The following is a 23,258-nucleotide window of genomic DNA, read 5'->3' on the forward strand; positions in this document are numbered from 1 at the left end:
TCACGGGAATTTGCCGTCAATCGACCGTTGCGCCCTCCGGAACACTGGTCTCTTGACACTCAAATATCACGCTTCTACGGTGCATTAACGCTACCGTTAACGTTCATGTAGCGATCCTCTCCTCTGCCCGAATCGAGGTCGCCATGCAGTCGCTGAGCCGAGCTCTCACCGTGCTCGCCGAACTGAACCGCCAGGACCGCCCGTACGGCGTGACCGAGCTGGCCGTCACGATCGGCCTGCACAAGAGCACGGTCCACCGCATCCTCGCGACCTTCTGCACCCACGGCCTGGCCCGCCGGGTCGACGACCACCTCTACTGCGCCACGGACGGCCTGTCGTCACTACGCCGGACCACCACCCCGCAGCCCGACCTGCTCACCGAAGCAGCCACCCACCTCAACTGCCTGGTCGTCCTCGCCAGACCACTCCCCCGCACCGCCGGAGTCGTGCTGGAGGTAGCGGCAGTAGCCCAGCCGCCGCAGGCCGAGCGCCCTTTGGGCGCCGGCGGAGCGAGGTGGTCCGCGGCGGTAGCCCGCCCCCAATCCGCTGATCAAGTCTGCTCCGGCGACGCGGTGCCTCTCCGGTCGAGCGCCCTCGGGCGGGCCTACTTAGCTGCTCTTCCCCCGGACCAGGTAGAAGCCGGCCCCGACCTGCTCACCGTCCTCCAGCGGGTCCGTGAACTCGGCTTTGCCCACAACGGTCGACAGGTGGCGTCGTTGCCTCGGATGGTGGCTGTCCCTGTCCCTGACAGCGGCCACTGTGTCGGTGCTCTCGGCGCCGAACTCCCTCACCCGGCATCCCTCGCCGACATCCGCCGCTCGCTCCCCGCCCTGCACCGCACAGCGGCCCAGCTCGGTCCCACCCTGACTGATGCACTTCTGAGGCGGGGCGCCTGATGGGCTCGTACGTCGTCCGGCGCCTCTTCTTCTCGATCTTCGTGCTCTGGGGTGCGGTGACGATCATCTTCGTCGTACTCCGCCTCGTCCCCGGCGACCCGGCGTACATCATGCTCGGCCCCGACGCCGACCAGGCGCAGGTCGACGCACTCAGAGCCCAACTTGGCCTCGACCACTCCCTCGCCCAGCAGTACGCGACCTACCTGACCAACGTCGTGCACCTCGACTTCGGCCAGTCCTTCCGGCTCAGCACCGACTCGATGACCCTGGTGATGCAACGAGTCCCCGCCACCATCCAGCTGGCCAGTACGGCGCTCCTGCTCTCCCTCCTGATCGGCCTGCCGCTCGGCGTGATCGCCGCGCTCAAGGCCAACACCTGGCTCGACCGCACGATCTCCGTGTTCTCCCTGCTCGGCCAGTCCACCCCGTCGTTCTGGCTCGGCATCGTGATGATCCTGGTCTTCGCCCGCAACCTCCAGGTCCTCCCGAGCTCCGGCTCCGGCAGCTGGGCGCACCTGGTCCTCCCGACCGTCACCCTCGCTCTGCCGTTCCTCGCGATCCTCGTCCGCCTCACCCGCAGCGGCCTGCTCGAGGTCGTGCACGAGGGCTACGTCCAAACGGCAAGAGCCAAAGGCCTCGCCGAAGGCGGCGTGATCCTCGTCCACGCCCTGCGCAACGCGCTGATCCCGATCGTCACCGTCGTCGGTCTCCAGTTCGGCGCGCTGCTCGGCGGCACGGTGATCGTCGAGACCGTCTTCGCCTGGCCCGGTGTCGGCCGGCTGCTGATCGACTCGATCAGCAAGCGCGACTACGGCGTCGTGCAGGCCGCCATCCTCCTGGTGGCGACCATTTTCGTCCTGATCAACCTGCTCGTGGACCTGCTCTACGGCTTCCTGGACCCCCGCGTCCGCCTGGCTGGTGACCGATGACGTCCGCTGAACTCGCCCTCCCCACTGTCCGAACCGCCCGCAAAACAAGGGCGGGCAACGCCCGCATCCGGTTCGGCCTGATCGTGATCGCCGTCTACATCGTGGCCGCCGTCGCCGGCCCGTTCCTGATCGGCTTCGACTCCGTCGCCACCCGTACGGCGGACCGCCTGAAACCACCCGGCAGCCGCCTGTCCGACGGTTCGCTGGCCATCTTCGGCACCGACCAGGTCGGCCAGGACCTGCTCGCCCAGATGTTGCAGGGGGCAAGGATCTCGATCGCGGTCGGCCTGGCCACGTTGCTGCTCGCCGGGACGATCGGCGTCACCGTCGGCATCGCGGCCGGTTACTTCGGCGGCTGGCTGGACGGCGTACTGATGCGCCTGGCCGACATCCAGCTGGCGTTTCCCTCGATCCTGCTGGCCATCTTCATCGCCGCCCTGCTCGGGCCGAGCGTCGTCAACGTGGTGATCGTGCTCGCGGTCTCCAACTGGGTCACGTTCGCCCGGGTCGCCCGCGGCCAAGCCCTGGCGACTCGACGCCGCGAGTTCGTCGACGCGTCGCGAACCCTCGGCGCCGGCACCTGGCGCCTGATCCGCCGCTGCATCCTCCCGGCCTCGGTAGCACCGGTCCTCGTCGTCGCGACGGTCGAGATCGGTCACGTGATCCTCGCCGAAGCATCGCTCAGCTTCCTCGGTCTCGGCACCCCGGCCAGTACACCGAGCTGGGGCGTCACGATCGCCAACGGCCGCAACTACCTGGCCGACGCCTGGTGGATCTCCACCGTGCCCGGCATCGCGCTCGCCTTCCTGGTCGTCTCCCTCGGCGTTCTCGGAGACGCCCTCCGCGACCGCTACGACCCGCGACTGAGGAGCCTCTGATGACGGCCCTGCTGAGCGTCAAAGATCTCCGCGTCGAGTTCTCCACCTCGGCCGGCACGGTGAAGGCGGTCGACGGCGCGTCGTTCGACGTACAGCCTGGTGAGACCGTCGCGCTGCTCGGCGAGTCCGGCAGCGGCAAGAGCGTCACCGCGCAGGCTGTGCTCGGCATCGTGCCCAAGCCCGCGGGCAAGGTCACCGGCGGCAGCATCTCGTACGACGGCCGCGACCTGCTCGCTCCCGGTACGGCGGGCAGCCTGCGCGGCCGGGAGATCGCGATGGTCTTCCAGGACCCGCTCAGCTCGCTCAACCCGGTCTTCCGGGTCGGCGCGCAGATCGGCGAGATGTTCCGCAAACACCGCGGCGCGTCCCGCAAGCAGGCCCGCGCCGAGGCGCTCGACCTGATGCGTCGGGTCGGCATCCCCGCGGCCGAGAAGCGGCTGGACGACTACCCGCACCAGTTCTCCGGCGGGATGCGGCAGCGCGTGATGATCGCGATGGCCCTCGCGCTGTCGCCGAAGCTGCTGATCGCCGACGAACCGACGACCGCGCTCGACGTCACCGTCCAGGCCCAGATCATGCAGCTGCTCGCCCGCCTGCAGGCCGAGGAAGGCATGTCGCTGGTCCTGATCACCCACGACCTCGGCGTCGTCGCGGACGTCGCCGACCGCGTCGTGATGATGTACGCCGGCCGCGTGGTCGAGACCGGCCCGATCCGCGAGGTCTACGACCACAGCGCGCACCCGTACACCGCCGGCCTGATGGCGTCGGTGCCGGTCATCGACGGCCCCCGCCAACGCCTCACCCCGATCCAGGGCTCCCCGCCGGATCTCCTCCACCTCCCCTCCGGCTGCTCCTTCCGCCCCCGCTGCCAGTTGGCCGATCAGCTCTGCGCCGAGCAGGAACCAGCACTCCGCCCGGCCCCCGCCCCCACCGGGTCCCTCCCCCACCAGTCGGCCTGCCACCACACCGACCAGATCCTGCCCCAGCCCCACGGAGCTCTGCGCGATGCCTGACTCCCCTCTTCTTTCCGTCCGAGACCTGCACACGTCCTTTCCCATGCGCTCTTCGGTTCTCCGTCGGACCGTCGGCCAGATCCAGGCCGTCGCCGGCGTCTCCTTCGACGTCATGCCCGGCGGCACCCTCGGACTGGTCGGCGAGTCCGGCTCCGGCAAGTCCACCGTGGCCCGCACGATCGTCGGCCTGGAGAAGGCCACCTCCGGCAGCATCCAGTTCGAGGGCGAAGAGCTCACCTCGTTGCCCAAGGCATCAATGCGCCGAGTACGCCGCCAGCTCCAGATGATCTTCCAGGACCCGTACGCCTCCCTGAACCCGCGCGCCACCGTCGAGCAGATCATCTCCGAGGCCTGGGAGATCCACCCCGACGTCGTACCGCGCAGCAAGCACCACACCGAGGCCCGCGACCTGCTCGAACGCGTCGGCCTCAACCCCGACCACGCCCGCCGCTACCCGCACCAGTTCTCCGGCGGCCAGCGCCAGCGGATCGGCATCGCCCGCGCCCTCGCGCTCCGCCCGAAGCTGGTGATCTGCGACGAAGCCGTCTCCGCGCTCGACGTGTCGGTCCAGGCCCAGGTCCTCAACCTGCTCGCGGACCTGCGCAGCGACCTCGGCCTCGCGTACCTGTTCATCGCGCACGACCTGTCCGTCGTCCGGCACATCTCCGACCAGGTCGCGGTGATGTACCTCGGCCGGATCGTCGAGACCGCGCCGCAGGACGAACTGTTCACCGGCCCGATCCATCCGTACACGCAGGCGCTGCTGTCCGCCGTACCGGATCCGAAACCGTGGACCCGTCCACCACGCGAGCAGATCATCATCGGCGGCGACGTCCCGTCCCCCGCCGACCCGCCGTCCGGCTGCCGCTTCCGCACACGCTGCTGGAAGGCCGAGGACACCTGCACGACCGCCGACCCCGCGCTGGAGATCCGCCTCGCCCAGCACCCCGCCGCCTGCCACTTCGCCGGAGCCCCCACATGACCGTAGAACTAGTCCTCCTCCGCCACGGCGAGTCCCTCTGGAACGCCGAAGACCGCTACCAGGGCCAGCAGGGCACCGGCCTCAGCCCACTGGGCCACGACCAGGCCAAACGCGCCGCCGAGTACCTAGCCGGTACGCCGTTCGACGCGATCGTCGTCAGCGACCTCCAACGCGTCACCGAAACCCTGCGCCCCTACCTGGACGCCATCAGCCCGCTGCCCGGCGGGGAGCCCAGCCCGGTCCCACGTGTGCGGATCGATCCCCGCTGGCGCGAGATCGATGTCGGCACCTGGGGCGGCCGCACCTTCACCGAAGTCCTCGCCGAAGAACCCGAGGTAGTAGCCGCCTTCGCCCGAGGCGAAGACGTCGCCCGAGGCGGCGGCGAGACCTTCGCCCAACTCCGCACCCGCGTGTGGGAAGCAGTTCAAGAGATCGCGGCCAGCGGCGCCCGCCGAGTCCTCGTCGGCACGCACGGCGGCCCGATCCGCGTCGCCGCCGCGTCCGCGCTCCGGCTCCCACCCGGCGACCAGGTCCTCCTCGATCCCCCGGTCAACTGCTCGCTCACGACCCTCCGGGTGGACGAGCAGCTCACCGCGACCAGTCTCACGGCGTACAACACGCCGACCTCCGTCCTCACCGATTCCGCCGAGGAGCAGCCGGCATGAGCCTCAGCACGTTCAGCTTCGTCGCGATGACCTACAACCTCTGGGCCGACTTCCACCTGGAGGCCCGCCGCGACGCCATCGCCAGCCTGTTCGAGACCCGTCCACCCGACCTCCTCGCCGTACAGGAACTCAGAGGCGTGACGAGAGACCTCCTCGACAAGACCCTGAGCATGCACGACCGGGTCCACGAAGCAGAGGGCTGGGAGACCCAGAGCAACCTCTGGTGGCGCCGCGACCTCTTCGAACCGATCGAGTACGGCGCCGAAGACGTCGGCATCCTCTCCCAAGACGCCAAGCTCTTCTGGGTCCGCCTCCGACCCATCGAAGGCCCCGACCTGCTCTTCAGTACGGCGCACCTCACCTGGCCCGGCCACCCCGACGAACGCACCGACCACGTCAACCGCCGCGTCACCCAGGCCCGCAAGATCGCCGAGGAGCTCGAACGCCTCGCCGGCGACGGCGCGTGCCTGTTCACCGTCGACATCAACGACATCGGCCCACCCCAGTGGGAACTCGGCAACGCCGGCTTCCTCGACAGCTTCACTGCACTCGGCCGGCACTCCCCCGCCACGCACCCGGTCATCCCGACCGTCGCGCCCGGCCCGATCGGCACCAAGCTCTCGCCGCTCGCCTCGCCGCCGAAGGCGATCGACTGGATCTTCTCCCGCGGCCCGCTCGCCGTCCGCACCAGCGAGGTCGTCGAGTACTTCCAGGCCGGCCGCGCGCCGTCCGACCACTACCCGGTCGCCGCCACCTACACGTACACCCGCCAAGAGGAGAACGACTGATGAAGCGAAAGCTGGTGGTGGCCGCGCTGGTCGCCGTGACGACGCTGGCGACCGGGCTGAGCGCCTGCTCGCCGGCGAGCGAACCGGGCGCGGGCGACCAGGTGCTGCGCTACGCGCCGGCGATGTTCCCGGTCTCGCTGGACACCCACAAGTACGCCGGGGAGGAGGCGGTCCAGACCGCGATCCAGCAGATCATGGAGCCGCTGGTCCGCGTCGACGGCGGCAAGATCGTCCCGGTCCTGGCCGCGTCCTGGCAGAACCCGGACCCGAACACGTGGGTGTTCAAGCTGCGCGAGGGCGTCAAGTTCAGCGACGGTACGCCGTTCACCGCCAAGGACGTCGTCGCGTCGTACCAGCGGCACCAGAAGCTCGACGGCCCGCTGGTCCCGCTCTACGCGAGCGTGAAGTCGTTCGAGGCGACCGACGACACCACGCTCACGGTGAAGACGAGCAAGCCGCTCGGCACGCTGCTCAGTTCGTTGACGCTGCTGTTCATCGGCCCGGCCGGCAAGGTCGACGCCGACGGGTTCTTCAACAAGCCGATCGGGACGGGACCGTTCACGGTCAGCCAGTTCCAGCCCGACGAGAAGCTCGAGCTGGCCGCCAACCCGTCGTACTGGGACGGTGCTCCGCAGCTGTCGAAGCTCGAGTTCGTCAACATCCCCGAGGTGGCCGGGCGGATCACCGGGCTGGAGAACGGCGAGGTCGACGTGCTCACGCAGATCCCGCCGGACCAGGTCGCGTCGGTGAAGGACAGCCAGGGCATCACCTACGCGACGACGCCGAGCTGGACGTACTACTTCGACTGGTTCAACCACAACCGCAAGCCGTTCAACGACCCGCGGGTGCGGCAGGCGATGTGGCACGCGCTGAACCTGGAGGGCCTGGTCAAGGACCTGTTCGGCGATCTGGCGACGGTCGCGCAGGCACCGCTGGCGCAGGGCGTGATCGGTGCGCCCAAGCTCGCGCCGTACGCGTACGACCCGACGAAGGCGAAGCAGTTGCTCGCCCAGGCAGGCCTCCCGAACGGCTTCAGTACGTCGATGCAGTGGCCGCTCGAAGGCGGTCCGAACATCCGCGCGCTGGCGCAGGCGATGATCTCGGACTGGGCCAAGATCGGCGTCAAGGTGCAGCCGCTGGAGAAGGAGCGGGCCCAGTGGCTGGAGGACTTCGGCAAGCTGAACTGGGACATGAACCTGCAGACCAACGTGAGTGGCACTGGTGACGCCGACTACACGCTGGCGCGGCTCTACGTCTGCTCGGCCAAGCGCAACGGGTACTGCAACCCGGCGCTGGACAAGCTGCTGCTCGATGCCCGGACGTCGATCGACCAGGGCGCTCGGGCCAAGCTCTACACCGAGGCCGGGCAGACCATCTGGAACGATGCCGTCGGCATCTTCCCGGCCGACCTGGCCAGCAACAGCGCGCATCGCGAGCGGGTGCGGAACTTCGTGATGCCGCCGAGCGGCCGCCCGCTGTTCGCGAAGGTGACGGTATCGAGCAACTAGAGGGAAACTGGGCCGGCCTGCGGAGAGCAGGCCGGCCCAGTCGTCAGTTCGCGGTCAGGTAGGCGACCTCGTCACCGCTCAGGGTCACCGAGAGGCCCGGCACGGACGTGCGGGTCTCGGAGATCTGGCGCGGCCCGATCAGCGGGAAGACCGGGTACGGCTGGTGCAGCAGCCAGGCCAGCGCGATCGCGGTCGGCTCCACTCCCTTGGCCGAAGCCAGCTCCCGGGCCCGGTCGAGGCGCTGGAAATTCTCGTCGGAGTAGAAGCAGCGCACGAGCTCCTCGTCCGACGTGTCCTCCGGCTTGGCCCGCCCGGTGAAGAACCCGCGCGCCTGGCTCGACCACGGGAACAGCGCGACCTGCCGCTCCCGCAGCCACACCTGCGACTCGTCGTCGCTGACGTGCCGGCAGCCCTTCCACGGTACGTCGTACGCGCGGGCCAGGCTGAGGTGGTTGCTCAGCAAGGTCAGCGGCTGCTTGCCGTTGGCAACGGCGTACTCGTTGGCCTCGTCGAAGCGCGCGGTGGTCCAGTTCGACCCGCCGAACGCCTTGAACCGGCCCGCCCGGAACTGCTCGTCCATCGCGTCGACGAACTCCCCGACCGGGATCTCCTCGTTGTCGCGGTGCATCAGGTACAGGTCGACGTGGTCGGTCTGCAGCCGCTCGAGGCTCTCGTTGAGCTGCCGGGCGATCGACTCCGGGTTGCAGTGCGGCGTGTGCGCACCCTTCCCGATGACCACGACGTCGTTGCGGTTGCCGCGGGTCTTCATCCACTGCCCGAGCAGCTTCTCGCCGCGCCCGCCGCCGTAGATGTACGCCGTGTCGAACGTCGTACCGCCGCGCTCGACGAAGTCGTCGAAGATCGTCGCGGCGTGCGTCAACGTGTTCTGGTTGTCGACGCCCATCACCAGCCGCGACACCTGCTTGTCCAGGCCGGGCACGGTGCCGTAGGTCATCGGGGCGTCGTCGCGCTTGGCCAGCGGACGGCCGGTGGCGGTCGGGACCGCCGCGTCGTCGCGCTCGCTCGCGTACTGCTGCCCGATCAGCTTGCGCCACTCGTCCTGGACCTCCAGGTTGCCGAGCGTGTCGGCCCAGGACATCTCCGGGGCCTGCCGCTGCTCGATCGCGGCGGCGACCGCGTCGGCCTCGGCGGCGTAGATGAAGGCCGGCTCCGCGGAGATGTCCCGCGGCTCCTGCCCGATCTTGTGCACGGTGACGTGGGTCGGCTTGCCGTCGCCGCCGAACCACGGGTCCTCGACGACCAGGAACCCGTCGCTGCCGAGGATCTTGACCGACGGCTCGTCCTTCAGCCGTACGCCGGTCTGCACCTGCGCGGTCAGCCCGCTGTCGAAGAACAGCGTCGCGACCGCCCACTCGTCGGCGCCGGTCTCACCGACCTTGCCCGCGGCGGTGACAGCGGCCGGGTTGGCGAACGGCTGCCCGATCGCGGCACCGGCGATCAGCCGGGCGTACGAGACCGGGTACCCGCCGACGTCCAGGATGCCGCCGCCGGCCAGCTCGTCGGCGAAGATCCGGCTCTCGGCCCGGAACTGCGCCTGGAACGCGAACGACGCCTGGATCTGGTGCACGGTCCCGATCTCGCCGTCACGGACCAGCTGGGCGACCAGCTTCGTCTGCGGCAGGCACCGGTACATGTACGCCTCCATCAGGAGGACGTCGTTGCGGACGGCGGCCTCGATCATGGCCGCGGCCCAGGACCGGTTGATCGCGAGCGGCTTCTCGCACAGCACGTGCTTGCCCGCCTCGGCCGTCTTGATCGCCCACTCCGGGTGCAGCGGGTGCGGGGTGGCGATGTAGACGGCGTCAACGGTGTCGTCGGCGAGCAGATCCTCGTACGACGCGTGCCGGTTCGGGATCGAGTACTTGTCCCCGAACGCGTCGGCCGAGTCCTGGCTGCGGCTGCCGACCGCGGCCAGGACACCGGTGGACGAGGACGGGAGCTGGCTGGCGAAGCGGGAGGCGATGTTGCCGGTCCCCAGGATTCCCCAGCGAATCTTGTCGAGTTGCACGTATGCCCCTTGGGAAGTGGTCGATCAGAATTTCATGGCGCCGGCGGCGATGTCGGCGATGAAGTGGCGGCCGCCGATGATGAAGACCCCGATCAAGGGGATCACGCTCATCAGGGCGCCCGCCATCACCATGCTGTAGTCGGTGCCGTACACACCGTTCAGCTGCTGGAGGGCGACCTGGAGCGTGAGCCGGTTGGGATCCGTCATCACGATCAGCGGCCAGAGGTAGTCGTTCCAGACGTTGATGAAGGTGAAGATGCCGAGAAAGGCCAGACCGGGCCGCAGCACCGGCAGGCCGACGGTGAGGTACTGCCGGAAGAAGCCGGCGCCGTCGACCTTGGCGGCCGAGATCAGTTCGTCGGGGATCGCGCCCTTGGCGTACTGGCGCATCCAGAAGATCCCGAACGCGTTCGCCGCGCCCGGGATGATCAGTGCCTTCAGCGACCCGATCCAGCCGAACTCCGCCAGCGTGACGAACTGCGGCACCAGCGCGAGCTGGGACGGGATCATGAAGGTGACCAGCAGGATCCCGAACAGCAGGTTCCGGCCGGGGAACTCGTACTTGGCGAAGGCGAAGGCCGCCAGCGAGTCGAAGAACAGCACCAGCACGGTGACGCCGAGCGACGCGATCAGCGTGAGCAGCATCGCGCCGAAGAAGTCGATGTTGCTCAGCACGTTGCGCATGTTCTCCAGCAGGTGCGAACCGACCAGCAGCTTCGGCGGGTAGGCGAAGATGTCCGGCGTGGTGTTCGAGGCCATCACCAGCATCCAGTAGAACGGGAAGAGCGAGACCAGCACCCCGAGCATCAGCACGACGTGGCTGGTCACCTCACGAACTCGTTCAGTGCGCATCGGTGTACTCCTTCCCGGCCCGCTCGGCAGCGATCTTGCGCTGCGCCCGGCGGGCGACCCGCTTGGTGATCCGTTCGTCGTCGCGACCGCCGATGAGTCGCCAGTTGATGATCGAGAACAGCACGATCAGGATGAACAGCGCCCAGCCGATCGCCGCGCCGTACCCGAACTGGTTGGCGCCGAAGGCGTTGTCGTACAGGTAGGACACGATGGTCAGACCGCCGTCGCCCGGCCCGCCGATCGAGCCGCTGGCGCCGAACAGCACCTGCGACTCGGTGAAGATCTGCAGCCCGCCGATCGTCGAGGTGACCGCGGTGAACAGGATCACCGGGCGCAGCAGCGGCACGGTGATCTGCCAGAACTGCTGCCGCGACGACGCGCCGTCGACCTTGGCGGCCTCGTAGATGTCCGACGAGATCGCCTGCAGGCCGGCCAGGAAGATGATCGCGTTGTAGCCGGTCCAGCGCCACGCCACGATGGTCGCGATCGCGACCTTGATCCCCCACGGCTGGCTGAGCCACTCGATCTTGTCCAGCCCGATCGAGGTCAGGAACGCGTTCAGCAGACCGAAGTTGTTGCTGAACACCGAGCCGAACACCATCGTCACCGCGACCACCGAGGTGATGTTGGGGATGAAGTAGGCGATCCGGTAGAAGCTGCGGAACCGCGTCGCGTTGTGCAGCGAGTTCGCGATCAGCAGCGCCAGCAGCAGCATCGGGACGGTCGAGAGCACCCAGATGATGAGCGTGTTGGTGATCGACTTCCAGAACGTCGGGTCGGTGAGCAGGTAGCTGTACTGCTCGAGCCCGACCCACTTCATCTGGCCGATGCCGTCCCAGGAGTGGAACGACAGCCAGATCGAGAAGAACACCGGGAAGGCGCCGAAGATCGCGAACAGCACGAAGAACGGCGACACCGCGACGTACTGCGGAAAGGCCTGCTTGAACTTGTTCGGCGGCTTGCTCGGGCCGTCGTCGTCGGTCGTCCGGACGGCGGCCGGGGATCGGAGTGCGTCGCTGACGGCCATCTCAGATCGCCCCCACCCTGGTCAGTTCCCGGTCCACCAGGTGCTGGGCGTCGCGCCAGGCCTGGTCCGAGCTCTTGGCGCCGATCTCGACGTTGACGAGCTCGGCCGTGATCGGCTTGTTGATGATCGAGTCGTACGGGCTGAAGTAGGTGCCCGGGTACTTCTTGGCCGACTCGGCGAACACGTCGACGATCCGCTGACCGCCGAAGAACGGGTCCTCACCGGTCATCTTGGAGTCGGTGTAGCTGGCCGGGGTGGACGGGAACAGCACCGGGTCGAGGAACGACTGGGCCTGGTTCTGGGCCGACTCGAGCCAGGTGATGAACGCGAACGCGGCCGCGGGGTCCTTGCAGTACTTCGTGATCGCGAGGAACGAGCCGCCGCGGTTGCCCGGTCCACCAGGCGCCGGGGTCACCCGCCACTGGCCCTTGCTGTCGGGGGCGGCGTTCTTCGGGCCGAGCTGGGCCCACCAGACCGCGCCGACGAAGGCGGCCAGCCGACCGTTGGTGATGACGGCGTTGGCGTCAGTGCTGCCGCTCTGCGCGTTGGCCGACAGCCCTTCCTTGACCACCCGCACCGACAGGTCCCAGGCCTGCCTGATGTGGTCGCCGTTCCCGATGTACTGACCGTCGACGGTCATGTAGCGCTTCGGCAGCTGGGCCAGCGCGTAGGCGTAGATCGAGGTGATGTTGTCGGTGATCGCCGCACCGGGAACAGCCTGCTTGAGCTTCTTGCCGAGCTCGATGTAGGTGTTCCAGTCGGGCGCTGCGGCAGCGACGTCACCTGGCTCGGTCGGCAGGCCCGCCTTGGCGAAGATGTCGCGGCGGTAGAACAGCGCCGTCGGGCCGGTGTCCATCGGGAAGGCCATCATCCGGTTCTCCGGCGTGATGCCCAGCTTCCACTTCCACTCCAGGAAGTCGTCCTTGACCTTGTCCGCACCCAGTTCGTGCAGGTCGACGAACTGGTCGGCGTTCGGGAAGTAGGTGGCCACGTCGTCGTTCAGGCCGACGATGTCGGGGACCATCGACTTGCCGGCCAGCGAGGTCAGCAGCTTGGTCTTGTAGTCACCGCCGATCCGGGTCAGGGCGATCTTCTTGCCGGGGGCGCCGGGGATCCCTTTCGAGGCCTGGGCGATCAGGTCGTCGTTCACCGACCCGGTCCACGCCCAGAGGCTCAGTTCGTCGGCGGCGCCGAGCGAACTTCGGGAGCCGCACCCGGTGAGGCCCGTGGTCGCGGCGGCAGCGCCACCCGCGGTCAGGGCCAGGAACTTCCGTCTGGTCAGAGTCATGCGCCTCACCGGGCTCTCTGTGTTCGATTGCGCCAGAAGTTGTTCACAAGTGTTCAGATGGCCTCAAGGTAAGCGCATACCAACTGAACCGGTCAAGGGTTCAGGTCCCCTCCGCCTGAATCGGCCAAACGGCCTGTCCGGGCGGCTGGACAGGCCGCCTGGTTGGATGGCAGGTATGACCATCGAAGCGGTGCTGTTCGACGCCGACGGCGTGATCCAGGCCCCGACCGTCGACTGGCGGGCCAGTCTGTCGGCCTTCCTGCGCCAGGACCAGTCCACCGACGATTTCGTGTTCGACCTGATGGACGCGGAAGGGCCGTCGCTGGCCGGCAAGGGCGATTTCCGGACGACGATGGCCGCGGTGCTGCAGCGCTGGGAGGTCAGCACCCCGGTCGACGAGGTGCTGTCGCTGTGGGAGCACTTCGCCGTCGTACCGGAGGCGATCGACGTCGTACAGGAACTGCGGGCGGCCGGTGCGCCCTGCCATCTGGCGACCAACCAGCAGTCGTACCGGCGGGAGATCATGAACGACCGCCGCAACTACGGGCAGTGGTTCGACCGGTCGTTCTACTCGTGCGACCTGGGCGTGGCGAAGCCGCAGCCGGCGTACTTCAAGACGATCCTCACCGCGCTCGACCTGCCGCCGACCTCGGTCCTGTTCATCGACGACAACCCGGACAACGTCGAGGGAGCACGGGAGGCCGGACTGCACGCCGAGCAGTTCCACCTGTCCAAGGGCGTACCGGTACTACGCGAGCTCCTTCACGGGTACGGGCTGCCGATCGCGACTGACGGCCCAGAGCAGCGCCAGCAGGGGTAGCGGGATCAGGAAGGCGGTCCGCAGGTCCAGCCAGCCTGCCAGCGCGGCCAGGAAGGTCGGGGCCAGCAGGATCGCCGTACCGGACGCCAGTGCGCCGAGTGCTGCCAGCCGGGCCGGGTTGATGCCTGGGATAGCGACAAGCGCGGCGATGGTGAGCGGGTAGAGCGGCGCCACGCCTAGGCCTGCCAGTGCCAGTCCGGCGGTCACAGCGGCCGGCTGGTTGAACAGGCAGACCAGCAGGGTGCCTGTGGTCGCCAGCAGCGCGGCCGGAACCAGTGGGGACAAGCCACGCCAGTGCAGCGGGCCGATGGCTCGACCGACTGCCATGCCGATCGGGAAGGCGCTGCCGAGCAGCGCTGCAGTCGACATCGGTACGCCGGTCGCTGCGAGCCGCGCAACAGCCCAGACGACGAAGCAGAACTCCACGGCGACAGCCAGTACGACGCGCAGCCAGCCTTTGAGCACATGAGTCTTTGGAGCGCCCTGAGCCTCCTCATGACTCGGCGCCTCACCAGGGCCTGACAGCGCGGCCAGCACGAGCAGCGGCGGCACTGCGGCCAGCAGAGCGATCCGGCCGGTGGTACCGAGCGCGTCGACGCCACCGATCGCCAGCGGCGCCAGGATGCCCGTGGCGCTGGAGACGGCGTTGACTCGCGTGAGGCGGGCTGCCGCCGTCGGACCGTGCAGGAGCAGTGGCGCGACGAGGACGAGCAGCGCGCCGCCCAGTCCGATCAGCAGACCACCGACGACGGCCAGCGCGAAGCCCTGTGCGAGCGCGAGGGCTGCGGCGCCCACCGCACAGATGAGGGAGCCTGCCCTGAGGACCGTCCCGATGTGGAGTGTGCGGAGCAGGTACGGACCGGTGACCGCGATGATCAGCAGGCCGACGGCGAACGCGGACGACAGGATCGCCAGCTCGTCGGTCGACTTGTCGAGGTCCCTGGCCAGCACGGCGATCGAGGCACCGAGCCCTGCCAGCAGGAAGCCCAGGGCCGCGAGCGCCAGGCCGATCCGCAGCTCGACGCGGCTCATAGCAGTGCTGCGAGCTGGTGCAGGTCAGCGAGCTTCAGGTCCCCGGCGAGTCCTTTGAGGCCAGCGGTGTAGGCACCCGCTGCCTTGCCGGCTTGCAGGCCGACCTCGGCGTCCTCGACGACCAAGCACTGCGTTGCCGGTACGCCGAGCAGCTCGGCGCCGCGCAGGTAGCCCTCCGGATCGGGCTTCCCGTGGGCGATGTCCTCGATGGTGACCAGCACCTTCGGCTCGATCCCGGTGGCTCCCAGCCTGGCCTCGGCGAGCCGCCGGTCCGCACTGGTGACGACGGCCCAGGGCAGACCCCGCTTCTCCAGCAGGGCGAGCAGCTCGTGCGCACCAGGAGTCGGTACGACGTCCGACAGGTCGTCGTACTGCAGCTCGTGCTGACGGCCCGCGGCGATCGTCCGGATCGTGGGGTCGAGCCCGGGCAGGACGCGCGCGACCACCGACTCGGCCGGGCTTCCGTGCGCGATGGCGAGCACCTCCGCCGCGTCGACGCCGTACTCGGCCGCCCAGGTCGTCCAGGCGCGCTCGACCGCGGCATCGGAGTCGACCAGAGTGCCGTCCATGTCGAACAGCACCGCGTGGATGTCCCGTGGATTCACAACCGCCTCCATTAAGCTCGTTCTCCGAGGATAACCTGGAGCTGATGGTGAACAGAAGAGGACGCTGGCAGACCGCTGCCGAGGTGCTGGGGTTGCTGAGCCGCCAGCCGGGCATCACCCGGGCGGCGGTGGCGCGGGCGCTGCAGCTCAGCACGGGCTCGGCCACCGAGGTCACTGCTCGGCTGCGCGATCTTCAGCTGCTCAGCGAGTCCCCAGCGCCGATCCAAGGGCGTGGACGGCCCACCACGGTGCTGGCCGCGCATCCGCTCGGACCGGTCGTGCTGGCGCTGGAGCTCCGGCAGGGCGGTTGGCGCAGCGGTGTGGTCTCGCTGGACGGATCGCTCGAGCAGCTCCCCGCACGGCGGCACCGAGGCGGTAGTCCGGCGAGCGTCCTAGGAGCGCTGCGTGAGGTGGTCGTCGGGGTGGCTGAGCAGTACGGCGACCGTCTGCAGGCCGTCGCCCTCGCCGTACCGGGCACTGTGCGTGGGCTGGAGCTGCTGCAGGCGTCGACGCTGTCCTGGAACGACGTGGACCTCTCGCCGGTCGTCGAGGGCACCGGGCTGTTCCTGCTCGTGGGCAACGACGCCACGCTCGCCGGAGTGGCCGAGGCGCGGACCGGCGCGGCCGCTGGAGCCGGTACGGCGCTGCACCTGATCGTCGAGGTGGGCATCGGTGGCACGCTGCTGCTGGACGGCGTACCGGCGGGTGGGGCGAGTGGAACTGCCGGGGAGTACGGGCACACGCCGTACGGCGATCGCAGTGTGCGCTGCCCGTGCGGTGCGCGTGGGTGCTGGGACCTGGAGATCGACGGGCGGGCTCTGGCTCGGCACCTGGGTGAGCCCGCGCCGGACGATCCCTATGCCTACGCCGACGAGCTGCTGCGGGGAGCGCAGTCGTCCCGTGTCCAGCGGGCTGTGGAACGGGTTGCCGAAGCGCTCGGCGCGGGGATCGCCGGTCTCGTCAACGCCCACGATCCTGCGGTCATCACGCTCGGCGGGCTGGCCGTTCCCCTGCGCGCGGCGGCACCGGGCGCGTTCGCTTCGGCGTACGAGGACAACCTGATGACGTTCCACCGGACCGCTCCCCCGCCGGTCCTCGACGCCGCCCACCCGACCGACGGCGTACTGCGTGGAGCCGGAGCTCTGGGGCTCGACCACCTGACCAGCGAGACCTCGCTGACCGCATGGGAGAGCGCGCACTCCGTTTGAGCGTTACCGATTCTTCACTCAACTCCTGGCCGCGCCACCTCGTCTTCTAGTGCAGACCGCATCACAACCAGGGGGATTTCGATTATGCGTAAGACCATTGCCGCTCGTCTCGTCGTCACGCTGGCGACCGCCGCCGCCGCTCTCGGAGGCACCGTCGCGCTCGCCCAGCCGGCCTCGGCGTCGACCGCGAACACTTGCCTTCAGCAACTGATCCCGAAGAACAGCTGGGGGTACGACGAGACGCTGACCAACCGCGGGCAGCTCACCTTCTACCCGCAGTGGCCGCAGTCCGAGGCGGGCTGCAAGGGGATGTCGGTGTCGCTCGGGATCAGCCGGCTCGACACGACCGGGTTCCGCAACCAGAACGCGCCGCGGATCGAGTCCGCGACCCGGCTCGACCACTTCTCCTCGACGTTCAAGTTCACCAGCAGCGGCCAGGGCGCGTGGATGATCCGGCAGATCGCGGTCAAGGACACCACCGGCAAGCTCGCGGTGAAGACCTTCACCTCGGCGACCACGCCGCGGGTGCTGAACCTGCGATTCCAGTCGGTGATCAACGCCGGACCGAAGGGCAAGCTGGTGCCGTCGGGCGGCCGGATCCTCGTGGCCGGGAACCTCAAGGCCTGGCACCCGACCGGCCGGACCGTCAACGTGCAGAAGCAGCAGGTGCTGGTCCAGGTCCGCAAGCCGGGGGCGTCGGACTACGTCACGAAGGTGACGATGACCAGCAACCAGCTCGGCAACTTCGCGGCGTACCTGAGCACGGCCGGGCTGAAGGGCTCCGCGGTGCGGGTCGCGTACTACTCGAAGCTGCCGAGCGTGGCGAACCAGTGGCAGTACCTGGGCGTCGTCGCCTAGTCAGCGCGTGCTGACGTCCTCGTCGGCAGGCGCCGGCTGATCCGACGCCTCCGCGTCCGGCGCCGGCTCGTCCGGGGCGGTCGTCTCCGGCACGCTCCCGATCGCCTCGCTCTCGTCCGTCGTCCCGGTCTCGTCGCCGTCCTCCGTGGTCTCCTCCACGACCGGCTTCGGGGCCGGGACGATCGGCGGTTCGACCTTGGCGAGGATCTCGATGATGTCGTGCCGGTGGTGCTGGATCTCGTGCGCGGTGTGCCGCACGATCCAGCTCAGCGAGCGCGGCGCGCGGACCGGGTAGTTGTAGAGCCCGAGCCGCGCGAGCTCCGGCGGCGTCAGCACCTTCGCGGCCGCGCCGAACTCGCGCGCGAACTTCATCACCGCCGCGCCGACCTCGACCGGGTTCTGGAACTCGTACTTCTCCTGCTTGACCCGGCCGGTCCGGTCCATCGGCGCGTACACCGGCCGGTCCTCGGCCAGGCACTGCGCGATCCGCAGCCGCTGCACCTCGAGCACGTCGCGGATGTGGCACGCGTACTCGATCGCGGACCACACCTCCGGCTCCGGCCGCAGCCGTACGACGTCCGGGTCCGGCCCGGCGGCCGCCTTGGTCAGCGCCATCGCCGACTCGGCCGCCTGGCGGACCAGCAACGTCACCGTGCCCTGCAGGTCACCGGTGCCGTAGTTGAAGCCGCACTGCTCACACAGCCCGTCGACCGGCGGCTGCTGCTTGCTCACTGACCACTCCCTCTGAAGTGCCATGCGTGATCCACCGGCCCGATCCCCCCACCCAGGGCGAACCCGTTGGCGACCGCACCGCTGATGTACTCCTTCGCCGCCCCCACTGCCGACGGTACGTCGTACCCGCGCGCCAAGTACGACGCGATGGTGCTGGCCAACGTGCAGCCGGTCCCGTGGGTGTGCCGGTTGTCCGCCCGCGGCGCACTGAACTCCTGCCGGGTGCCAGGGCCGTGCAGTACGTCGACCGCCAGGTCACCGTCGTCATGACCGCCCTTGACCAGTACCCAGGACGCACCGGCGTCCAGCAGGATCTTGGCGGCCAACTCCCGGTCGTCGAGCGTCCGCAGCTCCACCCCCGCGACCGGACCGAGCTCGGTGAGGTTGGGCGTCAGCACAGTCGCCAGCGGGACCACCTCGGAGCGGACTGCCTCCATAGCCTCAGCACCGAGCAGCGCGTCGCCGTGCTTCGACACCGCGACCGGGTCGACCACCACGGGCACCTCCGGCGGCAGCGTGCGCAGCAGAGCGGCCACGACCCGGACCATGTCCGCCGAAGCGAGCATGCCGGTCTTCACCGCATCCACGCCGATGTCGTCGACCACACTGCGGAACTGGGCCTCCACCTGCTCGGCCGGCAGCTCCCAGGCGCCCTGGACGCCCAGACTGTTCTGCGCGGTGATCGCCGTGAGCACGCTCATCCCGTGCACGCCGTTGGCCAGCATCGCTTTCAGGTCGGCCTGGATCCCGGCGCCACCACCGGAGTCAGACCCGGCGACGGTGAGCACTCTGGGCGGGGCGGACGTCATCTTGCTGCAGCTCCTCGGTCGGTTCGTTCGTGCGTCGCCGGGCTCGCCGGACCAGCTGGTTCGATCATCCCGCGCTCGCCCGTCAGCTGGTGAAGTGGGCGTGCCCGGCCAGCGCCTCGAACAGCTCGCCGTCCACCGTGACCGTCCCGGCCGGGCGACTTTCATTGCCCTCAGCAACCGTTCCGATGACGGTCCAGCCGTCCGGGACGTCGGCCGGCTCGAAGGTGCCGACCAGCGCGTGGTCCTCACCCCCGGTCAGCACGAACGTCAACGCGTCGAGCCCGGTCGCCGCGGCGACCGCCTGCAGCGGCTCCGCGATGGCCAGCGCCGGGGTCCGGACGTCGATCACCACCTCGCTCGCCTCGGCGATGTGCCGCAGATCCGCGATCAGGCCGTCGCTCACGTCACACATCGACGAGGCACCGGCGAGTGCGGCGCGCGGCCCTTCGGCGTACGGGGGTTGTGGACGGCGGTGCGCGTCAACGACCGTGCGCGGCGAGCGGAAGCCGCGCGTCAGTACGGCGTACCCGGCCTCGGCCCAACCGAGCCGGCCCGCGAACGCGAGCTCGTCTCCCGGGCGAGCGCCGGACCGCAGTACGGGACGGCGGCCGTCGAGCGAACCGAACGCGGTGACCGACACGATGATCTTGTCGGACTGCACGGTGTCGCCGCCGACGATGCTCGCGCCGACCAGTTCGGCCTCGTCGGCCAGCCCCTGGTTGAGCTCGACCGCCCACGCCGTCGGCAGGTCCGCGGGCCCGCCGAAGCCGACCACGAGCGCCGTCGGGCGGGCACCCATCGCGACCACGTCGGCCAAGTTCTGCGCGGCGGCCTTGCGGCCCACGTCGTACGCCGACGACCAGTCCTGCCGGAAGTGCCGGCCCTCGACGAGCAGGTCGGTGGTGATCACCATCCGCCCGTCCGGCACCGCCACCACGGCCGCGTCGTCCCCCGGACCGACCAGGACGTCCTCACTTGTGGACAACCCCCGGGTGACGGCCGCGATCAGCCCGAACTCCCCGGTAGTGCCCAACGTCTCTGTCACGTCAGTAGACCTCCCATATCGCCGACTGGAGTCTAGGCGGTACGGTGACCAGGCAACGACGAGTACGCCCGGCCGCTCTGCAGTACTGTGGCCGGTGCCCGCTGAGGACGACTGAGTGGAGAACGACGTGGTGGTCCAGGCCTACATCCTGATCCAGACCGAGGTCGGCAAGGCCGCCGACGTCGCAGCGCAGATCGCCGAGGTCCAGGGCGTCACCCTGGCCGAGGACGTCACCGGCCCGTACGACGTGATCGTCCGCGCCGAAGCCCGCAACGTCGACGAACTCGGCAAACTGGTCGTCGCCCGGGTCCAGAACGTCCCCGGCATCACCCGCACGCTGACCTGCCCCGTCGTCCACATCTGACCATCAACCGGTCAGTCCCCGCGCGCGCTGGTCTTCCACCGGCACACGCCCGCACGGTTCACCACGCAGCGCGCGTCCCTCGCGGACGCGCGCTCGCCGTTGGCTGCACGCTGCTGGCTGTCCTCACCGCCTGCGGCTCCGACCCCGTACCGGTCGCCGTCCCAGACCCGGCCCCCGAGGTAATAAACGCCTGCACCACCCTCATCAAGGCGTTTCCCCCCAAGATCCTCGACACCGACCACCGCGACACCGATCCGGTCAGCCCCCTCACAGCGGCCTACGGCGACCCACCCATCGAGGTCACCTGCGGCGTCTCACCCCCAGCCGGCATGGCCCAGGCGCAGTCCCAGTGCTTCGAAGTCAACGGCGTCGGCTGGTTCGCCAAGGAAGCCGCCAACGGCGTCATCTTCACCACCATCGGCCGCCAGCTGTACGTCGAGATAGCAGTCCCCAAGACCTACACCCCCGAGGCCAACGCCCTGACCGACGTCTCCGACGCCGTCAAAGCCCACAACCGCCTCATCACCCCCTGCACGTAAAACGGAGCTTCCGCATCCAGCCGTGCACCAACTACCCGGGCCAGCCCTGCGTCCGAAAGCGGACCTTCCGCATCTAGCCGTGCACCAACTTTCCCGGGCCAGCCCTGCGTCCAAATCGGAGCTTCCGCATCCAGCCGTGAAGCAGCTATCCGGGTCGGCCCTACATCCGAAGGCGGAGCTTCGCATCCGGTGCGCGCGACAGCTTCCCGCAGAGCCATCCCCAGCCGCCCCTCGCTCCCAGCCGGCTGTCGAGCACCACATCCCCCGCAACAACCCACCAGCCGGACCGTCCCTGGCCTCCAACTGCCTCCTTGCTGGACGACTGCCGCGACAACACACCGGTCATCAACTCTGAGCCCGTCATCCAACTCGCGCCACACTCCACCGCCGAACCACCCCGCCAAGCCGAGCGCGGCAACCGTCGGCCAGCGCCGCCAGATCAGTGGGCGTCCGTCCACCGCCACAAGCCGGACCTATCAACCGCCACCACTGATTAACCTCAGCGATCAACGTCCGCGCACGCCCCACCGAGCGCAGCCGCCGGCCGAAACCGCCGCTTGGTCAGTGGTGCCCGTCGGGCCAGCGGACCTCCACCCCTCACCCACCCCGGTGGATGCCTCCATCTCTCGGCTCGCTGAGCGTGGCCAATGTCGTCGAGCACCACCTGGTGAGTACTGCACGTCCGACGCCGCGACGTCGTGCCTGCCGACCGCCACCACTGACTAACCTCCGCGCTCTACCTCCGCGCACGCCCCACCGAGCGCAGCCGCCGGCCGAAACCGTCGCTTAGTCAGTGGCGCACGTCGGGCCAGCGGACCTCCACCCCTCACCCCCCGTGGATGTCTCCGTCCCGCCGCCTCGCTGAGGTGGCCAATGCCGTCCACACCACTTGGTGAGTGCCGCACGTCCGTCGCCGCGACGTCGTGCCTACCGACCGCCACCGCTGACCGCTGACCGCTGACCGCTGACCGCCCCACGATCGACCTCCGCTCCCGGCTCGCCGAGCGCGCCGACCCGGGCAGTCTGGCCGGGCCGGCTCGCGAAATGGACGGCCGCCGGCTGGCGATCGCCGGTGGTGCACGTTCGACCCCGCCGTAGCTGCACCGCCCGGTGTGCCCGGTGCCCGACGGGCCCGGCGGGCACAAGCACGCCGCTCGAATGCAGATTCCAAACGGCGGCATTTCCACCTGGTTAACCCCCGGCGGAGGTTAGCCAGTCATCGTCGCGAGGTGGCGCAACTCGTCGAGCTTGCCGGGGAGACCTCGGAGCGTCTCGCCGATGGCAGCGTCGATTGTCGCGCGGTCTCCCATCCATCGAGCCGCGGGGGCCTCACCGAGGGAGACGCGGATCTGTTCGCCGAGGACCTGGATCTGGTTTCTGGACACGCTCAGATAGAGATCGGGCCCCGCCCAGGCGAGATCGCCGCCGGCCTCGACGTACGCGGTGAGGATTCTCTTGACCCGCTCGGGCTCGCCGGCTCCGAAGATGTACGCGACCCGACCTGCTTCGAGGGCTGCGCTGTCGGTCCGGACGCTGTCCCAGTCCACCAGCACGGGCCCCGAGGCAGAGGGGACGATGTTGTGGGTCTTGAAATCTCCATGGGTTGTCACGAGGTCCGGGACGACGTCGCACAGCTCCGTGATCCGTTCGGTGACCGCGAGGATGTGCGGCAGGCTGTCGCCGTACAGGCCCACCCATGAGGCGTCACGCTTGCGGGCCTCGGCGAGCCAGCCCTCCCAGGTCGCCGGCGAGTGGAGCGCTCCCCGCCACCACTGAGGTAAGCCGAGCCGACCGAGTGGCTGCAGCTGATGGACCTGCAGCATGGTCCGGCCGAGCCACGCCGAGATGTCGGACTGAGACGTCTGGTGCTCGATCCATCGGTGGACTCTGAACAACCGGCCTCCTATGCGGGTCACCAGCCCCAGGAGCGGATCGACAGGCGTGATCGGCTCCGGCATGTCCACACCTGCCTCGAGTGCCCGACGCTCGAACTCCATCGCGACAGCCAGCTGGTCGATCAAGTGCTCGCCGTTGAACTGACCACCCGTCGTCGGGAAGTACCCCTTGACGAAATAGCGTCCTGTTGTGGTGTCGAGCCGCCAGGCATCGGTGTCCCCACGCCTGACATGAACGAGGGCGCCGATCGGGGACCCCAGCTCGAACGCCACCGCGATTTCCTCAGGAGTCGGCGTGTGCAACTGTCCTCCACGATCGGCGCAGGCGATGAGCATCGTCGCCTGGTTCAACGGCCGCGACGACGAGGGCGTTCCAGCCCCGGTCGGGCGGTGCCCGTGCAGCACCAGGGGGTCGAGGCCAAGCAGGCGGTCCATCGCCGCGCGGCTCAGGCGAGCGGAGGCGCGGTCTGCTGGGAGCAGTCGTACGACGAATGCG

At 69.1% G+C, this 23,258-nt stretch carries 23 protein-coding genes; 13 read left to right on the plus strand and 10 right to left on the minus strand.

Annotated elements, in window-relative coordinates; all coding sequences use genetic code 11:
* Positions 1-143 precede the first annotated feature (143 nt).
* The 8 genes from ACYVIO_RS40580 to ACYVIO_RS40615 are packed head-to-tail and all read left to right on the plus strand — an operon-like array spanning position 144 to position 7,659.
* Positions 144-896 (plus strand): helix-turn-helix domain-containing protein, encoded by a 753-nt coding sequence (locus tag ACYVIO_RS40580; RefSeq protein WP_460656339.1) that lies wholly within the window; start codon positions 144-146, stop codon positions 894-896.
* Positions 896-1,825 (plus strand): nickel ABC transporter permease, encoded by a 930-nt coding sequence (nikB, locus tag ACYVIO_RS40585; RefSeq protein ID WP_460656340.1) that lies wholly within the window; start codon positions 896-898, stop codon positions 1,823-1,825. The genes ACYVIO_RS40580 and nikB overlap by 1 nt, the downstream gene beginning before the upstream one ends.
* On the plus strand, positions 1,822-2,703 hold the full coding sequence (locus tag ACYVIO_RS40590; protein WP_460656341.1) for an ABC transporter permease: 882 nt from the start codon (positions 1,822-1,824) through the stop codon (positions 2,701-2,703). The genes nikB and ACYVIO_RS40590 overlap by 4 nt, the downstream gene beginning before the upstream one ends.
* Entirely contained in the window at positions 2,703-3,716 is a 1,014-nt protein-coding gene (locus ACYVIO_RS40595; protein ID WP_460656342.1) for an ABC transporter ATP-binding protein, read from the plus strand. The genes ACYVIO_RS40590 and ACYVIO_RS40595 overlap by 1 nt, the downstream gene beginning before the upstream one ends.
* A complete protein-coding gene (locus tag ACYVIO_RS40600; RefSeq protein ID WP_460656343.1) occupies positions 3,709-4,698 on the plus strand; it encodes an ABC transporter ATP-binding protein in 990 nt (329 codons plus the stop codon). Before ACYVIO_RS40595 ends, ACYVIO_RS40600 begins: the two co-directional genes overlap by 8 nt.
* The gene (locus tag ACYVIO_RS40605; RefSeq protein WP_460656344.1) at positions 4,695-5,363 is read left to right on the plus strand and encodes a histidine phosphatase family protein; all 669 of its coding nucleotides are present in this window, start codon (positions 4,695-4,697) and stop codon (positions 5,361-5,363) included. Before ACYVIO_RS40600 ends, ACYVIO_RS40605 begins: the two co-directional genes overlap by 4 nt.
* On the plus strand, positions 5,360-6,151 hold the full coding sequence (locus ACYVIO_RS40610; RefSeq protein WP_460656345.1) for an endonuclease/exonuclease/phosphatase family protein: 792 nt from the start codon (positions 5,360-5,362) through the stop codon (positions 6,149-6,151). The genes ACYVIO_RS40605 and ACYVIO_RS40610 overlap by 4 nt, the downstream gene beginning before the upstream one ends.
* Entirely contained in the window at positions 6,151-7,659 is a 1,509-nt protein-coding gene (locus ACYVIO_RS40615; protein WP_460656346.1) for an ABC transporter substrate-binding protein, read from the plus strand. Before ACYVIO_RS40610 ends, ACYVIO_RS40615 begins: the two co-directional genes overlap by 1 nt.
* A 43-nt stretch (positions 7,660-7,702) precedes the next feature.
* Here ACYVIO_RS40615 and ACYVIO_RS40620 read toward each other — a convergent pair whose 3' ends face one another.
* Genes ACYVIO_RS40620 through ACYVIO_RS40635 form a run of 4 tightly spaced genes read right to left on the minus strand, consistent with a single transcriptional unit; the run spans position 7,703 to position 12,855 of the window.
* On the minus strand, positions 7,703-9,688 hold the full coding sequence (locus tag ACYVIO_RS40620; RefSeq protein ID WP_460656347.1) for an aldo/keto reductase: 1,986 nt from the start codon (positions 9,686-9,688) through the stop codon (positions 7,703-7,705).
* Between the two features lie 24 nt (positions 9,689-9,712).
* Positions 9,713-10,540, minus strand: coding sequence for a carbohydrate ABC transporter permease (locus ACYVIO_RS40625; protein WP_344183628.1), 828 nt, complete (start codon positions 10,538-10,540; stop codon positions 9,713-9,715).
* Positions 10,530-11,567 carry a carbohydrate ABC transporter permease gene (locus tag ACYVIO_RS40630; RefSeq protein WP_460656348.1) on the minus strand — a complete coding sequence of 346 codons (1,038 nt, stop codon included), beginning with the start codon at positions 11,565-11,567 and terminating at the stop codon, positions 10,530-10,532. Before ACYVIO_RS40630 ends, ACYVIO_RS40625 begins: the two co-directional genes overlap by 11 nt.
* Position 11,568: 1 nt before the next feature.
* Positions 11,569-12,855 carry an ABC transporter substrate-binding protein gene (locus tag ACYVIO_RS40635; RefSeq protein ID WP_460656349.1) on the minus strand — a complete coding sequence of 429 codons (1,287 nt, stop codon included), beginning with the start codon at positions 12,853-12,855 and terminating at the stop codon, positions 11,569-11,571.
* 175 nt (positions 12,856-13,030) lie between these two features.
* Between ACYVIO_RS40635 and ACYVIO_RS40640 the strand changes: the two genes are divergently transcribed.
* Entirely contained in the window at positions 13,031-13,675 is a 645-nt protein-coding gene (locus ACYVIO_RS40640; RefSeq protein ID WP_460656350.1) for an HAD family hydrolase, read from the plus strand.
* Here the strand turns inward: ACYVIO_RS40640 and ACYVIO_RS40645 are convergent.
* On the minus strand, positions 13,604-14,707 hold the full coding sequence (locus ACYVIO_RS40645; protein ID WP_460656351.1) for an MFS transporter: 1,104 nt from the start codon (positions 14,705-14,707) through the stop codon (positions 13,604-13,606). The two genes, ACYVIO_RS40640 and ACYVIO_RS40645, sit on opposite strands and share 72 nt — an antisense overlap.
* Positions 14,704-15,312 carry an HAD-IA family hydrolase gene (locus tag ACYVIO_RS40650; protein WP_460656352.1) on the minus strand — a complete coding sequence of 203 codons (609 nt, stop codon included), beginning with the start codon at positions 15,310-15,312 and terminating at the stop codon, positions 14,704-14,706. Before ACYVIO_RS40650 ends, ACYVIO_RS40645 begins: the two co-directional genes overlap by 4 nt.
* Before the next feature lie 44 nt (positions 15,313-15,356).
* On the opposite strand from ACYVIO_RS40650, the gene ACYVIO_RS40655 reads away from it, so the two are divergent.
* Both ACYVIO_RS40655 and ACYVIO_RS40660 read left to right on the plus strand, forming a co-directional pair.
* Positions 15,357-16,520 (plus strand): ROK family transcriptional regulator, encoded by a 1,164-nt coding sequence (locus ACYVIO_RS40655; protein WP_460656353.1) that lies wholly within the window; start codon positions 15,357-15,359, stop codon positions 16,518-16,520.
* Positions 16,521-16,604: 84 nt separating this feature from the next.
* Complete coding sequence (locus ACYVIO_RS40660; RefSeq protein WP_460656354.1) at positions 16,605-17,378, plus strand: hypothetical protein; 774 nt, start codon at positions 16,605-16,607, stop codon at positions 17,376-17,378.
* Here the strand turns inward: ACYVIO_RS40660 and ACYVIO_RS40665 are convergent, their stop codons facing one another.
* The 3 genes from ACYVIO_RS40665 to ACYVIO_RS40675 all read right to left on the minus strand — a co-directional run bounded on the left by ACYVIO_RS40665 (position 17,379) and on the right by ACYVIO_RS40675 (position 19,964).
* A complete protein-coding gene (locus tag ACYVIO_RS40665) occupies positions 17,379-18,110 on the minus strand; it encodes a DinB family protein (RefSeq protein WP_460656355.1) in 732 nt (243 codons plus the stop codon).
* Complete coding sequence (thiD, locus tag ACYVIO_RS40670) at positions 18,107-18,919, minus strand: bifunctional hydroxymethylpyrimidine kinase/phosphomethylpyrimidine kinase (protein ID WP_460656356.1); 813 nt, start codon at positions 18,917-18,919, stop codon at positions 18,107-18,109. Before thiD ends, ACYVIO_RS40665 begins: the two co-directional genes overlap by 4 nt.
* Positions 18,920-19,001: 82 nt before the next feature.
* Positions 19,002-19,964 (minus strand): thiamine-phosphate kinase, encoded by a 963-nt coding sequence (locus tag ACYVIO_RS40675; RefSeq protein ID WP_460656357.1) that lies wholly within the window; start codon positions 19,962-19,964, stop codon positions 19,002-19,004.
* Between the two features lie 127 nt (positions 19,965-20,091).
* On the opposite strand from ACYVIO_RS40675, the gene ACYVIO_RS40680 reads away from it, so the two are divergent.
* Positions 20,092-20,328, plus strand: coding sequence for an Lrp/AsnC family transcriptional regulator (locus ACYVIO_RS40680; protein ID WP_184806149.1), 237 nt, complete (start codon positions 20,092-20,094; stop codon positions 20,326-20,328).
* Positions 20,329-20,330: 2 nt separating this feature from the next.
* Entirely contained in the window at positions 20,331-20,867 is a 537-nt protein-coding gene (locus tag ACYVIO_RS40685) for a DUF3515 domain-containing protein (protein ID WP_460656465.1), read from the plus strand.
* Positions 20,868-22,075: 1,208 nt separating this feature from the next.
* On the opposite strand, the gene ACYVIO_RS40690 is transcribed toward ACYVIO_RS40685, so the two are convergent.
* On the minus strand, positions 22,076-23,197 hold the full coding sequence (locus ACYVIO_RS40690; RefSeq protein WP_460656358.1) for a phosphotransferase: 1,122 nt from the start codon (positions 23,195-23,197) through the stop codon (positions 22,076-22,078).
* Between the last annotated feature and the right edge of the window lie 61 nt (positions 23,198-23,258).

The sequence above is a fragment of the Kribbella endophytica genome (genome assembly GCF_054781295.1).

Bases quoted from the DNA above. Each gene is read 5' to 3' on its own strand.
- ACYVIO_RS40580 (WP_460656339.1), top strand. From the start codon at position 144: ATGCAGTCGCTGAGCCGAGCTCTCACCGTGCTCGCCGAACTGAACCGC.
- nikB (WP_460656340.1), top strand. From the start codon at position 896: ATGGGCTCGTACGTCGTCCGGCGCCTCTTCTTCTCGATCTTCGTGCTC.
- ACYVIO_RS40590 (WP_460656341.1), top strand. From the start codon at position 1,822: ATGACGTCCGCTGAACTCGCCCTCCCCACTGTCCGAACCGCCCGCAAA.
- ACYVIO_RS40595 (WP_460656342.1), top strand. From the start codon at position 2,703: ATGACGGCCCTGCTGAGCGTCAAAGATCTCCGCGTCGAGTTCTCCACC.
- ACYVIO_RS40600 (WP_460656343.1), top strand. From the start codon at position 3,709: ATGCCTGACTCCCCTCTTCTTTCCGTCCGAGACCTGCACACGTCCTTT.
- ACYVIO_RS40605 (WP_460656344.1), top strand. From the start codon at position 4,695: ATGACCGTAGAACTAGTCCTCCTCCGCCACGGCGAGTCCCTCTGGAAC.
- ACYVIO_RS40610 (WP_460656345.1), top strand. From the start codon at position 5,360: ATGAGCCTCAGCACGTTCAGCTTCGTCGCGATGACCTACAACCTCTGG.
- ACYVIO_RS40615 (WP_460656346.1), top strand. From the start codon at position 6,151: ATGAAGCGAAAGCTGGTGGTGGCCGCGCTGGTCGCCGTGACGACGCTG.
- ACYVIO_RS40625 (WP_344183628.1), bottom strand. From the start codon at position 10,540: ATGCGCACTGAACGAGTTCGTGAGGTGACCAGCCACGTCGTGCTGATG.
- ACYVIO_RS40630 (WP_460656348.1), bottom strand. From the start codon at position 11,567: ATGGCCGTCAGCGACGCACTCCGATCCCCGGCCGCCGTCCGGACGACC.
- ACYVIO_RS40635 (WP_460656349.1), bottom strand. From the start codon at position 12,855: ATGACTCTGACCAGACGGAAGTTCCTGGCCCTGACCGCGGGTGGCGCT.
- ACYVIO_RS40640 (WP_460656350.1), top strand. From the start codon at position 13,031: ATGACCATCGAAGCGGTGCTGTTCGACGCCGACGGCGTGATCCAGGCC.
- ACYVIO_RS40645 (WP_460656351.1), bottom strand. From the start codon at position 14,707: ATGAGCCGCGTCGAGCTGCGGATCGGCCTGGCGCTCGCGGCCCTGGGC.
- ACYVIO_RS40655 (WP_460656353.1), top strand. From the start codon at position 15,357: ATGGTGAACAGAAGAGGACGCTGGCAGACCGCTGCCGAGGTGCTGGGG.
- ACYVIO_RS40660 (WP_460656354.1), top strand. From the start codon at position 16,605: ATGCGTAAGACCATTGCCGCTCGTCTCGTCGTCACGCTGGCGACCGCC.
- thiD (WP_460656356.1), bottom strand. From the start codon at position 18,919: ATGACGTCCGCCCCGCCCAGAGTGCTCACCGTCGCCGGGTCTGACTCC.
- ACYVIO_RS40690 (WP_460656358.1), bottom strand. From the start codon at position 23,197: ATGGACCGCCTGCTTGGCCTCGACCCCCTGGTGCTGCACGGGCACCGC.